The sequence below is a fragment of the Kribbella sp. NBC_00662 genome (assembly GCF_041430295.1).
GTDB lineage: Bacteria > Actinomycetota > Actinomycetes > Propionibacteriales > Kribbellaceae > Kribbella.
On the sequence record NZ_CP109029.1, the window covers coordinates 6,377,432 to 6,389,459 of the forward strand.

Sequence of the window (12,028 nt, forward strand, 5' to 3'; positions counted from 1 at the left end):
TCACGATGCCTTGTTCGCCCGCAGTGAGGCGAGCTTCGCGATCGCCAGGCCGACCACGATCGTCACCAGTACGCCGATGATCCCTGCGAGCGCGCCGGACACCTGCGCGTTGCCGATCCCGTGTACGCCGTAGTCGGCCAGCGGGCTGCTCGCAACTGCCGAGTCCTTCGCCGCGCCGTCGAACCCGAGCTTGGCGCCGACGAACTCCAGCCCGTCCGGATGCGCGCTCGCGAACAGGCTCAGCCCACCGGCGACCACGAGCGTGACCGCGACGCCGATCCCGAGTGACCGCCCGGCCGGCTTGGCGGCGATCGGCCTGTCCGGGGAAACCGTCGAAGTGTTGCCGTCGGCATCGACCAGGACGAGGTCCTGCTGCAGGTGCCGGGCGGCGTACACCAGGTCGGGCCGGGTCGCGACGACCGCGCTGAGCACCGCCGCGGTGATCACTGCCTCGCCGATGCCGACCAGGACGTGCCAGCCGACCATCGCCGTCGCGAGCTTGCTGAGCGGAATGTCGACCGCGCCGCCGACCGCGTACAGCCCGGTGAACGCCAGCGCCGCCACCGGAACCGACACGAGCGCGCCGACGGTCGCTGCCGGTACGACGCTTCCCACTCGCCGCGGCAGCACCTTCAACAGGGCACGCGTGAGGAAGTATCCGACCAGGACCGTGATCAGCCCCATCAACGTGATGTTCGTGCCCAGCGCCGTCAGACCGCCGTCGGCGAACAGCAGCCCCTGGACCAGCAGCACTGTCGCCATCACCAGTACGGCGGTCCACGGCCCGACCAGCGCGGCCGCCAGCGCACCGCCGAGCAGGTGACCGCTCGTCCCGGCCCCGACCGGGAAGTTCACCATCTGCACCGCGAACACGAACGCCGCGGTCAGACCGGCCAGCGCCGGTCCGGTCTCGCGGAGCTCCCGGTTCGCCCGCTGCAGGCTGAAGCCGACCGCGCCGGCCGCGATCAGGCCGGTCGCGACGGACGTGGGCGCGTTGAAGAAGCCATCAGGAACGTGCACGATCACATTCTTGATCTAGTTGCGACTGATTCGCAACAAGCAGTCTCACGGTCGAGTCAGAGCGGCTTGAGTGCTTCGCCGATCGCACGGTGGAACGTCGGGTACGCGAGGATCATCTGTCGCAGCGTGTGAACGGGTACGGCGGCGTGCACCGCGACCGCGAGCGCGCTGAGCACCTCGCCGCCGGTCGGTCCCGCGCTGGTCGCACCGACGAGCACCCCGCGATCGGCGTCCGCGATCACCTTGATGAAACCTTCGTTGCCGGCCTTGTGGATCCAGCCGCGCGTCGACGCCGGGATCGGGGTCGAGCCGGTCCGGACGTTCAGCCCGGCCTCTCGGGCCTGCTGCTCGGTCATCCCGACCGCGCCGATCTCCGGGTCGGTGAACGTCACCCGCGGCATCGCGTGGTAGCTCGCGGTCGGCGCGTCCGGCTCCTGCAGGATGTCGCGGACCGCGATGTCGGCCTGGTACATCGCGTTGTGGGTGAACACGCCGACGCCGGTCACGTCACCGATCGCCCACACCTTGTCGCCGGCCCGGACGTGCTCGTCGACGTCGATCCGGCGGGCCTTCGGGTCCAGACCGAGCTTCTCCAGCCCGAGGTCCGCCGTCGCGATCCGGCGACCCGTTGCCACCAGCAACTTCTCGCCGCCGGCCGTCGCCCCGTTCTCGAGCGTGACGGTGAACGTGTCCCCGGCGTAGGTGACCTGCTTGGCGTGCGCGCCGAGCAGGAACGTCACGCCGTCGCGCTCCAGCGCCTCACGCGCCAGCACCCCGGACTCCGGCTCCTCCATCGACAGCACCTCGGCGGCGCCCTCGATCACGGTCACCTTCACCCCGAAGCGGGCGAACACCTGCGCCAACTCCATCCCGATCGCGCCGCCGCCGAGAACGAGCAGCGACGCCGGCAGCACCTCGACCTCGATCGCCTCGCGGTTCGTCCAGTACGGCGTACCGGCGAGGCCGTCGATCGGCGGGACGGACGGGATCGTGCCGGTGGCGATCACGATGCCGCGGGTCGCCTCGAACTCGCGGTCGCCGGCCTTGACCGTGTTCGGTCCGGTGATCGTCGCGCGGTCCTTGATGACAGTTGCGCCCTTGTTCACCAGGCGGTCGACCGCGACCTGGTCGTTCCAGGTGTCGGTGGCCTCCTCGCGGATGCGCTTGGCGACCGGGGTCCAGTCCGGCTGCACTGTCGACGTACCGGCCATGCCTTCGACCCGCCTGGTCTCGGCGATCAGGTTCGCGGCGCGGATCATCATCTTGCTCGGGATGCACCCGTAGTACGGGCATTCGCCGCCGACCAGCCGCGACTCGATCCCGACCACCCGCAGCCCGGCCTGCGCCAACCGCCCGGCGGTCTCCTCGCCGCCGACCCCGAGCCCCACCACGACGACATCGACCTGGTCACCCTGTTCACCCATGCGGACAATCTTCCAGAGCGACCCGACCGGGCCAAGCCTCGCCCCGGCGCGTCACCACTCCGTAAGCGGCCGTTCACCGCCGACGCAGCCCGTGCTCGATCGTGGCGACCTGGTTCCGTGCAGCGATCTGCCGGCTGGGTTCTGTGGATAATGCCAGCGGGCTCGGGCGATTGTCCGGATAATTCCGGCTATGTATGTGATCGCGCATCTCAGTGACCCCCATCTCGACGGCTCCGACGAAGCTCGGAACAGGCTGCGGAAGCTCACGTCGTACCTGCGCGAGTTCCGCCGGCCGGTCGACGTTGTCCTGGTCAGCGGCGACCTCGCGGACCACGGCCTGGAGTCCGAGTACGCCGAGCTCGCCGCGGAGCTGAAGCTCGACGTGCCGGTGCTGGTGTTGCCGGGCAACCACGACGTCAGCGCGCCCTTGCGTGCCGGTCTCGCGGACTTCGTCGACTCGGCCGGCGAGGGGCATCCGGTGCACCAGGTGCACGACGTCGGCGGAGCGCGGTTCGTCCTGCTCGACACCTCGGTCCCGGGTGAGGACCACGGGCTGCTGTCGGCCGAGTCGCTCGCCTGGCTCGACGGCGTACTGTCCGAGCCGGTCGACGGCCTGTTGTTCGTGGCCTTCCACCACCCGCCGTTCGAGCTGAACCACCCGGGCCTCGACCAGTGGCTGCTCCGCTCCGGCCCCGAGCTCGAGGCCGTGCTCAGGGGCAAACCGATCACCGCCGTGCTCGCCGGGCACGTGCACAACGGTCTCGCGACCACCTTCGCCGGCCTGCCGTTCCTGGTCGCACCAGGCGTCCGCTCGACCCCGCCACTCCCCTTCGAGCCGCCGGCGCCGGGCGGCGGCCTCGTCGACGACACCACGGCCCACCCGGGCCTGGCGCTCCACATCCACACCCCAGGTGCCCCGCTCCAGACCCTCTTCCGGCACCCGGCCTGACCAGTACTGTGCTGACATGTACGTGATCGCGCACCTCAGTGACCCGCATCTCGACGGCTCGGAGGAGGCGCGGACACGGCTGCGGAAGATCACGTCGTACGTCCGGGCGTCGTCGGTGGACGTCGTCCTCGTCACCGGCGACCTCGCCGACCACGGACTCGAGATCGAGTACGCCGAGGTCGCCGGCGAGCTGTCCGTGGACGTCCCGGTGCTGGTGCTGCCGGGCAACCACGACGTCAGCTCGCCGCTCCGGGCCGGGCTGAAGTCGTTCGTGGACTCACCCGGCGACGGCCACCCTGTGCATCAGGTTCGCGACGTGGGTGCGGCGCGCTTCGTCCTCGTCGACAGCACCGTGCCGGGGCAGAACCACGGCCAGCTCTCCGACGAGTCGCTCGCCTGGCTGGACGGCGTACTGCTCGAGCCGTTCGACGGACCAGTGTTCGTTGCCATGCACCACCCACCGCTCGATCTTCATCACCCCGTGATGGATCAGTGGATGCTGCAGGACCGCGATGCGGTGGCGGCCGTGCTGACCGGCAAGCCGATCACAGCCATCCTCACCGGCCACGTGCACAACGCCATCGTCACCACATTCGCCGGCCATCCGGTCCGCGGCGCGCCCGGCATCCGGTCCACCGTTCCCGTCCCCTTCGAGCCCTCCACCGGCACCGGCGGCGGCAGCGTCGTCGACCCGTCCGCCCTCCCCGGCCTGGCCTTCCACATCCACACCCCCGGCGAGCCCCTCCAAACCATCTACAGGTACCCACGATGACCGCCGACCAGGTGCGGGAGCGGGGTGGGATGCAGCTGCATCCGGTGGCTCGGGTCGAGTCGAGTCTGCGCGACCTCGCCGACGCTCCCCGTCAGGGCGACGAGGGTGCTCCCGACGCCTGGGTCGTGTTCGACGAGTCGGTGCGTGCTGCGCTTGCCGACGTCAGGCCCGGCGACGAGCTCATCCTCGTCAGCTGGTTCGACCGGGCCGACCGCTCCGTCCAAAAGGTCCATCCGCGCAGCGACCCGGGCCGGCCACCGACAGGTGTCTTCAGCACCCGCTCCCCCGACCGCCCCAACCCGCTCGGCCTCCACCGGGTCACCGTCCTGGCCGTCGACGACCTCCGCCTCCAGGTCAACAACCTCGAAGCGCTCGACGGCACCCCGATCGTCGACGTCAAACCGGTCATCGGCGACATCTCAGATCGCTGAGAGCAGCCGGAAAGGAGCGCGGTATGAGTGGTGAAGAGGTTGCGCCGGCCAGCAACGGGGTCACGGTGGTGGACCTGGCCACCGTCGATCTGGGAGCTGAGCTTCCCGGGATGGACGGCCGGCGGCTGCGGATGCGGATGGTGACGATCGCGCCGGGAGGGGTGTTCGGGCCGGTTCACGATCATGTCGGGCGGCCGGGGACCGTCTACGTGCTCGAGGGGACGATCACCGACCATCGCGACGGGATCACGACGGACTACGGGCCCGGGCCGGGCTGGCCCGAGGACCGGAACACACTCCACTGGCTCGAGAACCGAGGCACCGTGCCGGCGGTCGAGATCTCCGTCGACATCGTCAGCGAATAGACATCGGGCGCCGACGGAGGAATCCGCCGGCGCCCGATCCGAGAACGCTGATCAGAAGTTGATCATGTGTCCTTCGAGGCCGTGGAAGGCCTCCTGGAGGGCCTCGCTCAGGGTCGGGTGGGCGTGGACGTTGCGGGCCAGTTCCTTGGTGGTGAGGTCCCACTTCTGGGCCAGGGTGAGCTCCGGGAGGAGCTCGGTCACCTCGGGGCCGATCAGGTGCGCGCCGAGCAGCTCGCCATACTTGGCGTCGCTGATCACCTTGACGAAACCGGTCGGGTCGCCGAGGCCGTGGGCCTTGCCGTTCGCGGTGAACGGGAACTTGGCGACCTTGACGTCGAAGCCCTCCAGCCGGGCCTCTTCCTCGGTCCACCCGAAGCTGGCGATCTGCGGCTGGCAGAAGGTCGCCCGCGGGATCATCTTGTAGTCGAGCTCCATCGTCTCGTGCCCGGCGATGGTCTCGGCCGCGATCACACCCATCGCCTCGGCGGCGTGCGCGAGCATCAGCTTCGCGGTCACGTCGCCGATCGCGAAGATGTTCGGCACGTTGGTCCGGCAGAAGCCGTCGATGCCGATCGCGCCGCGCTCGGTCAGCTGGACGCCGATCTTGTCCAGGCCGTAGCCGTCGACCCGCGGCTGGAAGCCGATCGCCTGCAGGACCTTGTCGGCCTCCAGGGTCTTCTGGGCGCCGTCCTTGCCCGTGACGGTGACCTTGACCTTGTCGCCGGAGTCGTCGATCGAGTCGACCCGGGTGCCGGTCAGCACGTCGACGCCGAGCTTCTTGTACGCCTTGGCGAGCTCCTTGGAGACCTCGATGTCCTCCAGCGGGACGACCCGGTCGAGGAACTCGACGATCGTCACCTTCACGCCGTAGTTCGCCAGCACGTACGCGAACTCGACACCGATCGCGCCGGCGCCGGCGATCACGATCGAGCCCGGCAGCTCCTCGGTGAGGATCTGCTCCTCGTACGTCACCACGCGCTCGCTCAGCTGGGTGCCCGGCAGCAGCTTGGTGGTCGCGCCGGTGGCCAGGATGCAGTTGTCGAACGTGACGGTCTCCGACGAGCCGTCGTTCAGCGTCACGTCGAGGGTGTTGGCGTCGGTGAACGAACCCCAGCCGTCGAACTCGGTGATGTTGTTCTTCTTCATCAGGAAGTGGACGCCCTTGACCCGGCCGTCCGCGACCTTGCGGCTGCGCTGGACCGCGGTCGGGAAGTCGAAGGTCACCTCGCCGCTGATGCCGAAGGTCTTCGCCTCCGTCCGGAAGATGTGCGACAGCTCGGCGTTCCGCAGCAGCGCCTTGGACGGGATACAGCCCACGTTCAGGCAGACACCGCCCCAGTATTTCTTCTCGATGATGGCGGTCTTGAGGCCGAGCTGGGCTGCGCGGATCGCCGCGACGTACCCACCCGGACCCGCGCCGAGGACAACAACGTCAAAGTGCGAGGCCATGCAGTGAACTTTAATAGGTCACCCCAGCACAACCCGTCTCCCGGGGTAGGCTGGGTGGGCGCGTGAGGCGAAATCATGGGGGACCGATGGATCTGGGGAGACGTCGGGGGCTGCGACTGGCGGCTTTCGGCACGCTGCTGGCAGTCGTCGCACTGCCTGCGTACGCCGACGACCCCACGCCCCCGCCACCCGCCTCCGTGACCGACGTCAACCGGTCCCTCGAGCAGCTCCAGGCCGAGGCCGCCGCCGTCCAGGCCGACTTCGCCAAGGCGACCATTGCCTACACGAAGGCGCTCAAGGACGCGCAGGCCGCCGAGGCCGCCGCGAAGAAGGCGGAGGCCACCGCGACGGTCTCCAAAGGCAAGGCCGACGAGGAGCGCCGTCAGCTCGGCCTCCTGACCGCCCAGGCGTACCAGCTGGGCATCCCGACCGTGATGGGCACCGAGTCGATGCTCTGGTCGCTCGCCCCGGTCGCGGAGAACCTCCAGGAGATCGCCGACCGGCAGACCGCGATCACCCAGCTCGGTAGCACCCAGGTCTCGCAGTACCGGATGGCGATGGAGGCCGAGTCCGAGTCGATCCGGCTCAAGGCCGAGGCGACCGCCAAGCGCCAAGCCGCGAACGACGCCGCCGCCAAGGCACAGGACCTCAGCAAGCAGGTGCAGCAGAAGGCCGCCGACGCCTCAGCAGCCATGGCGGACCAGACTGCGGACCTCGACGTCGCCTCCGCCCTGTCCAAGCAGCTGCAGCAGGTCCGTAACCAGCAGGCGCTCGCGCGCTGGCAGACCTACCTGACCGAGCTGACGTCCGCGAAGATCACTCCCCCGGCAGCCGCCCTCCTCAAGAACCCTGCCAAGCTCCCCGCCGGGCTCGCACCGCTGACCCGCCGGGGTACGCCGGTCCCGGGTGTCGCGTCCGCCGCCGTCGCCGGCCGCACCGTGCGGGTGATGTCGGCCGAGACGATCCGCGCGGTCAACCAGGCCTTCAGTCTGGTCGGCAAGCCGTACGGCGTCGCAGCGACCGGACCGGACAAGTACGGATGCCTCGGCGCGGCCCGCGTCGCCTGGCAGCCGTACACCACCCTCCCCAACCTGGTCAGCAAGGTGTACCCGGACTACCAGGCCGTGCCCAACGCCCAGATCCAGCCGGGCGACCTGCTGGTGATGGGCAGCAAGTCCCTCGGCCTCGTCCACATCGGCGTCGCGCTCGACAACGGCGAGATGATCGCCGCCGACGAGGCGAAGGGCTCGGTCGTCGTCACCACCATCCCCGACAACCTCTACGCCGCGCTCCGCCCGACGCTCGGCGCGCCGGCCAAGCCGCAGGTCGCCCCGGTAGGGACGTCCGACGCGTACGCATTCCGCTGCGGTAACACCGCAACGTCGTACAACGTCGGCTCGGGCGCCTGGACGTGGCCGCTGCCGGACGGGACCTACGAGATCGGCACGCCGTTCGGCCAGTCCGGGTCGATGTGGTCGACCGGACTCCACACCGGCCAGGATTTCCCCGCCCCGGTTGGTACGACGGTCCGCGCGGTGACATCCGGTGTCGTCCGGGTCGAGCACCCGGCCTGGGCCGGCAACCTGGTCCGCATCGACCACGGCAACGGGCTCGAGACGCTCTACGCACACCTGAGCCGCATCGACGTGACCGACGGACAGCAGGTGACCGCGGGGCAGCAGATCGGTGCTGTCGGCACCGAAGGCAACTCCACCGGTCCGCACCTGCACTTCGAGGTACGGCTCGGCGGCGATCCGGTCAACCCGATGCCGTTCCTGGCGACCGGTTCCGCCAGCACGGGCTGGGGTGGCTACAGCAACGGCATGATCCCGGCCAGCAAGCTGTGCGGGATCGGCGGCGGGCACATGCTCCGCTGCGACGCCTCAGCGGCGTACCTGCAGCTGTCGAGTGCCTACCGGGCGCGGTTCGGCAAGTCGCTGTGCATCACCGACTCCTACCGCTCGTACGCCTCCCAGGTGGACCTGTATGCGCGCAAGCCGTCGCTGGCTGCCCTTCCGGGCACCTCCAACCACGGCTGGGGCGTGGCCGTCGACCTGTGCGGCGGGATCGACAAGTACAACACCGCCCAGTACGAGTGGATGAAGTCGCACGCCGCGACGTACGGCTGGGTCCACCCGGCCTGGGCCGAGCAGGGCGGCAGCCGCGAGGAACCGTGGCACTGGGAGTTCGGCAACCCGGCCAGTTCGTAGCTGCCCGGTAGGCTGACGTTGTGGCCGAGCACGAGAGTCCCGACCGCACCGATCACAACATCACGTTGGATGCTGCGGATGACCGGTGGGAGTGGCGGCGGAGGATTCGTGAGAATCCGCGCAAGCTGCTGTTCTACCGGATCGGCGTGGGCGTCCTCGGCGGCCTGCTGATCATCGCCGCCCCGCTGACCGGCTGGCTGCCGGGACCGGGCGGGATCCCGCTGTTCATCGCCGGTCTGGCTGTGCTGGCCAGCGAGTTCGAGTGGGCCCAGCGGCTGCTGTACCGGGTCAAGGACTGGGTGAAGGCACTCACCGCCTGGACCGGCAAGCAGCCCGCCTGGCTGAAGGCGCTCGGGACAGTCGCGCTGTTCCTCTGCGTGCTGGTCGCGATCTGGCTCTACCTGGCCGTGCTGGGAGTTCCGGGCTGGTTCCCTGACTCCTGGGAGTCATTCCTGCACCAACTTCCCCTCCTGTAGCGAGTAGTCGGGCAGCTCGATGAGTTCGCTCATCTTCTGCGCCATCTTGATCATCTGGTTGTTGAAGAACGGGATGTCCAGGATCCGGTTCCGCGCCGTCAGCCCGAACCGGGTGGCCGGCGCCATGAACGACCCCGCCCGGCTGCCGTCCTGGGTCGTCGACACCGACTTCCGAAGGCGCGTCTCGTACCGGTCGAACGCCACCCTGAAGTCCCGGGCGCGCGCCAGCTCCCCCGCCAGTACATAGGCTCCGACGACCGCTGTCCCCGTCCCGAGCGCTCCGAACGTGGCGCCGTACCCCGCGTCGCCGAGCAGCACGATCCGGTCGGTGGACCAACGATCCACGCTCACCCGGCTGATCGAGTCGAAGTACAACTCCGTTGCTGCCGGCAACCCTTCGAGCAGCTCCGGCACGTGCCAGCCCAGGCCGGTGAACTGCGCCCGCAGGATCGCCTTCTGCTGGTCGAGATCGCGCCGGTTGTAGGTCAGCTCCTTCGACTTGAAGACGAACAGGGTCTGCGCCAGCCCCGGGTCACGCCGGTCGGCGCCGACGCTCGCCAGCTTGCCCGGCACGTTGTACATGAGGGTGTCGCCGCTGACCCCCAGCGTGTTCGGGACCTCCCAGCCGCCCACGTAGTAGTTCAGATGGCGCTCGACCACCCGCTCCTTCGGCCACGCCAGGCGCCGTACGACGGAGTGCATGCCGTCCGCCCCGATGACCAGGTCGTAGGTCTCCTCGATCCCGCTCTCGAACCGCACATCCACACCGTCGGCGTGCTCGTCCAGGCTCGCGATCGAGTCCCCGAAGCGGTACGTCGCGTGCTCACGACCGTGCTCGTACAACACCCGCGACAGGTCGGCCCGCAGTACCTCCAACTCCCCGCCCGCGAACTCGGCCGGCAACCGCATCAGCTGGCGACCAGACGCGTCGACGAACCGCATCGCGTTGCCGCCGGTCTGTAGCGACCGCAGGTCGGCCAGCACGCCCATCCGGTCCAGAACCGTCGTGAACACCTCACCGCGGAAGTCCACGGCGTACCCGCCCTGGCGCAGCGCCGGTGCGATCTCGACCACCGTCACGTCATGCCCCGCCCGACCGAGCCAGAGCGCCACCGACGGGCCCGCCACGCTCGCACCCGATACCAGAACCTTCATCGTCGTCCTCCTCAGGAGTAATTGTGTCTGCCGGACACAGTAAAGTGTATGGTAGACACAGTTCAAGCCGGTTTCAGTTCGAGAAGGATCGAAGGATGTCTGAGCTGCTCTGGAGCAAGCCCTCGCCGCCGAGCCGCGGCCCGAAGCCGGCGGTGACGCTGACCGGGATCGCCGAGGTCGGCATCCGGATCGCCGACGCGGAGGGCCTGGACGCGGTCTCGATGCAGCGGATCGCCGGCGAGCTGCCGGTGACGAAGATGGCGCTCTACCGGTACGTCCCTGGCAAGACCGAACTGGTCGCGGTGATGAGCGACCTGGCCATGGGCGCCCCGCCGGACCGCCCCGAACTACCGTGGCGCGAGGCGCTCCACACCTGGACCATGGACCTGTACGACGGTTTCCTGCGCCACCCGTGGCTGCTGCTGTCGACCGTCGGCCGCCGCCTGCTCGGACCGAACGAGCTCACCTGGATCGAGCGCGGTATCGCGGCGCTGAGCGGCACCGGCCTGACCGGCGGCGAGCAGCTGGACTCGATCCTGGTCATCACCAGCCACGTCCGCAACATCGCCCAGCAGTCGACGACGTTCCCCGGGCACACCATCGGTCTCACCGAGGAGGACATGCAGCAGTCGCTGGCCGAGATCCTCCGCACCGAGGCTGACCGCTTCCCCTACCTGACGGCGGCCATGCGGACGGCGGCCGGCAGCGAGAACCAGGGGCTGGAGTTCGGTCTGCAGCGGATCCTGGACGGTCTCGAGCTGCTGATCAGCGGTAGGAAAGTGTCGACTTCACGGCATTGAAACGTTGCCGATAGGCCGACGCGGACAGCCCGTAGTGCGACTTGAACCGGCGGGCGAAGTAGTTCTGGTCCGGCCAGCCGACGGACTCCCCGATCCGGCTGATCGGCAGGTCCGTGTGCAGCAACTGGTCGGCCGCGAGCTCGACGCGATGACGCGACAGGTACGCCATCGGCGGCAGCCCGGTCACCGACTTGAACAATCGGACCAGATACCCGGGCGCGAGATGCAGTTCGCCGGCCAGATCGGTCAGCGTCCAGTGCCGCGCCGGGTCGGCCTCCATCAACCGCATCGCGTCGAGTACGGCGGGATGCGCGTGCTCGCTTCGCTCGTCGCGGTCGGCCACGGTCCGCGCGACGCAACTCAGGTACAGCGACAGCCAGCCGATGATCTCGGCGCGGTTGCGACTGAGTGGCTGGTTGCGAAGCTGGCGAAGTCCGTCGAGGTGTCCGACGGCCTCCGTCATTGTGTCCGGGTCCAGGTGCGTGGCGAGCATTCCCCGCCGCTGGCCGGAGAACGGCCCGGTCCACAACAGGTAACCCAGCAAGGGATCCTCGCGCGCCCAGGCCAGTTCGCGGCGGACCAGATCGGCCGAGAAGCAGCAGTTGTAGACCTCGAGCGCAGTGCAGTCGACGTACTCGTGCCAGACGCCGGGACGCAGCAGGATCGCGTCGCCGGCCCGGAGTTTCTGCCGTCCGGCGAGGCTGTGGTGGATGCCTTCACCGCCGGTGACGAGCAGCAGTTCGAAGAAGCTGTGCGTGTGCAGCGGATGGGACTTTTCGTGCAGGTGTGGACCGGCGTGCACGACCGTCCCTTCGACGAAGTGCAGCACCGTTCCACGGGTCCTCACGGGCTCGTCGGTCATGGTTCACGATACGAGCCAAGGTGCAGATCGTGCTAGACCGAGTGCACTTCGGGCTACTCGCCGGCGACTGCCGGGCACAGGATCGGGGAACAGGCGAAACGTCCCGCCGACAATC

Annotated in this window: 12 protein-coding genes; 7 read left to right on the forward strand and 5 right to left on the reverse strand. The window is 69.0% G+C overall.

Annotated features, from left to right (window positions below):
• Both OHA10_RS31605 and OHA10_RS31610 read right to left on the reverse strand, forming a co-directional pair.
• The gene (locus OHA10_RS31605; RefSeq protein WP_371402415.1) at positions 1–1,020 is read right to left on the reverse strand and encodes an energy-coupling factor ABC transporter permease; all 1,020 of its coding nucleotides are present in this window, start codon (positions 1,018–1,020) and stop codon (positions 1–3) included.
• Positions 1,021–1,076: 56 nt separating this feature from the next.
• Entirely contained in the window at positions 1,077–2,444 is a 1,368-nt protein-coding gene (locus OHA10_RS31610; RefSeq protein ID WP_371402416.1) for an NAD(P)/FAD-dependent oxidoreductase, read from the reverse strand.
• A 190-nt stretch (positions 2,445–2,634) separates the two neighbouring features.
• On the opposite strand from OHA10_RS31610, the gene OHA10_RS31615 reads away from it, so the two are divergent.
• Genes OHA10_RS31615 through OHA10_RS31630 form a run of 4 tightly spaced genes read left to right on the forward strand, consistent with a single transcriptional unit; the run spans position 2,635 to position 4,961 of the window.
• Positions 2,635–3,393: a metallophosphoesterase gene (locus OHA10_RS31615; protein ID WP_371402417.1), complete on the forward strand. Its 759-nt coding sequence runs from the start codon at positions 2,635–2,637 to the stop codon at positions 3,391–3,393.
• A 16-nt stretch (positions 3,394–3,409) separates the two neighbouring features.
• A complete protein-coding gene (locus OHA10_RS31620) occupies positions 3,410–4,165 on the forward strand; it encodes a metallophosphoesterase (protein WP_371402418.1) in 756 nt (251 codons plus the stop codon).
• The gene (tsaA, locus tag OHA10_RS31625; protein WP_371402419.1) at positions 4,162–4,596 is read left to right on the forward strand and encodes a tRNA (N6-threonylcarbamoyladenosine(37)-N6)-methyltransferase TrmO; all 435 of its coding nucleotides are present in this window, start codon (positions 4,162–4,164) and stop codon (positions 4,594–4,596) included. The genes OHA10_RS31620 and tsaA overlap by 4 nt, the downstream gene beginning before the upstream one ends.
• Positions 4,597–4,619: 23 nt before the next feature.
• The gene (locus OHA10_RS31630; RefSeq protein WP_371402420.1) at positions 4,620–4,961 is read left to right on the forward strand and encodes a cupin domain-containing protein; all 342 of its coding nucleotides are present in this window, start codon (positions 4,620–4,622) and stop codon (positions 4,959–4,961) included.
• Positions 4,962–5,012: 51 nt separating this feature from the next.
• Here OHA10_RS31630 and lpdA read toward each other — a convergent pair whose 3' ends face one another.
• The gene (lpdA, locus tag OHA10_RS31635; protein WP_371402421.1) at positions 5,013–6,410 is read right to left on the reverse strand and encodes a dihydrolipoyl dehydrogenase; all 1,398 of its coding nucleotides are present in this window, start codon (positions 6,408–6,410) and stop codon (positions 5,013–5,015) included.
• An 86-nt stretch (positions 6,411–6,496) separates the two neighbouring features.
• Here lpdA and OHA10_RS31640 point away from each other — a divergent pair, with 86 nt between their 5' ends.
• Together OHA10_RS31640 and OHA10_RS31645 are read left to right on the forward strand one after the other, a co-directional pair.
• On the forward strand, positions 6,497–8,620 hold the full coding sequence (locus OHA10_RS31640) for a peptidoglycan DD-metalloendopeptidase family protein (RefSeq protein ID WP_371402422.1): 2,124 nt from the start codon (positions 6,497–6,499) through the stop codon (positions 8,618–8,620).
• 20 nt (positions 8,621–8,640) lie between these two features.
• Complete coding sequence (locus OHA10_RS31645; protein WP_371402423.1) at positions 8,641–9,096, forward strand: PGPGW domain-containing protein; 456 nt, start codon at positions 8,641–8,643, stop codon at positions 9,094–9,096.
• Here OHA10_RS31645 and OHA10_RS31650 read toward each other — a convergent pair.
• Positions 9,067–10,251 carry an FAD-dependent monooxygenase gene (locus OHA10_RS31650; protein WP_371402424.1) on the reverse strand — a complete coding sequence of 395 codons (1,185 nt, stop codon included), beginning with the start codon at positions 10,249–10,251 and terminating at the stop codon, positions 9,067–9,069. The two genes, OHA10_RS31645 and OHA10_RS31650, sit on opposite strands and share 30 nt — an antisense overlap.
• Positions 10,252–10,346: 95 nt before the next feature.
• On the opposite strand from OHA10_RS31650, the gene OHA10_RS31655 reads away from it, so the two are divergent.
• Positions 10,347–11,051, forward strand: coding sequence for a TetR/AcrR family transcriptional regulator (locus tag OHA10_RS31655; RefSeq protein WP_371402425.1), 705 nt, complete (start codon positions 10,347–10,349; stop codon positions 11,049–11,051).
• Here OHA10_RS31655 and OHA10_RS31660 read toward each other — a convergent pair.
• A complete protein-coding gene (locus tag OHA10_RS31660; RefSeq protein ID WP_371402427.1) occupies positions 11,017–11,913 on the reverse strand; it encodes a helix-turn-helix domain-containing protein in 897 nt (298 codons plus the stop codon). The two genes, OHA10_RS31655 and OHA10_RS31660, sit on opposite strands and share 35 nt — an antisense overlap.
• Between the last annotated feature and the right edge of the window lie 115 nt (positions 11,914–12,028).

What these genes read in the sequence shown, in the direction of transcription:
- OHA10_RS31610 (WP_371402416.1), bottom strand. Translation starts at nt 2,444, where the DNA reads ATGGGTGAACAGGGTGACCAGGTCGATGTCGTCGTGGTGGGGCTCGGG.
- OHA10_RS31615 (WP_371402417.1), top strand. Translation starts at nt 2,635, where the DNA reads ATGTATGTGATCGCGCATCTCAGTGACCCCCATCTCGACGGCTCCGAC.
- OHA10_RS31620 (WP_371402418.1), top strand. Translation starts at nt 3,410, where the DNA reads ATGTACGTGATCGCGCACCTCAGTGACCCGCATCTCGACGGCTCGGAG.
- tsaA (WP_371402419.1), top strand. Translation starts at nt 4,162, where the DNA reads ATGACCGCCGACCAGGTGCGGGAGCGGGGTGGGATGCAGCTGCATCCG.
- OHA10_RS31630 (WP_371402420.1), top strand. Translation starts at nt 4,620, where the DNA reads ATGAGTGGTGAAGAGGTTGCGCCGGCCAGCAACGGGGTCACGGTGGTG.
- lpdA (WP_371402421.1), bottom strand. Translation starts at nt 6,410, where the DNA reads ATGGCCTCGCACTTTGACGTTGTTGTCCTCGGCGCGGGTCCGGGTGGG.
- OHA10_RS31640 (WP_371402422.1), top strand. Translation starts at nt 6,497, where the DNA reads ATGGATCTGGGGAGACGTCGGGGGCTGCGACTGGCGGCTTTCGGCACG.
- OHA10_RS31650 (WP_371402424.1), bottom strand. Translation starts at nt 10,251, where the DNA reads ATGAAGGTTCTGGTATCGGGTGCGAGCGTGGCGGGCCCGTCGGTGGCG.
- OHA10_RS31655 (WP_371402425.1), top strand. Translation starts at nt 10,347, where the DNA reads ATGTCTGAGCTGCTCTGGAGCAAGCCCTCGCCGCCGAGCCGCGGCCCG.
- OHA10_RS31660 (WP_371402427.1), bottom strand. Translation starts at nt 11,913, where the DNA reads ATGACCGACGAGCCCGTGAGGACCCGTGGAACGGTGCTGCACTTCGTC.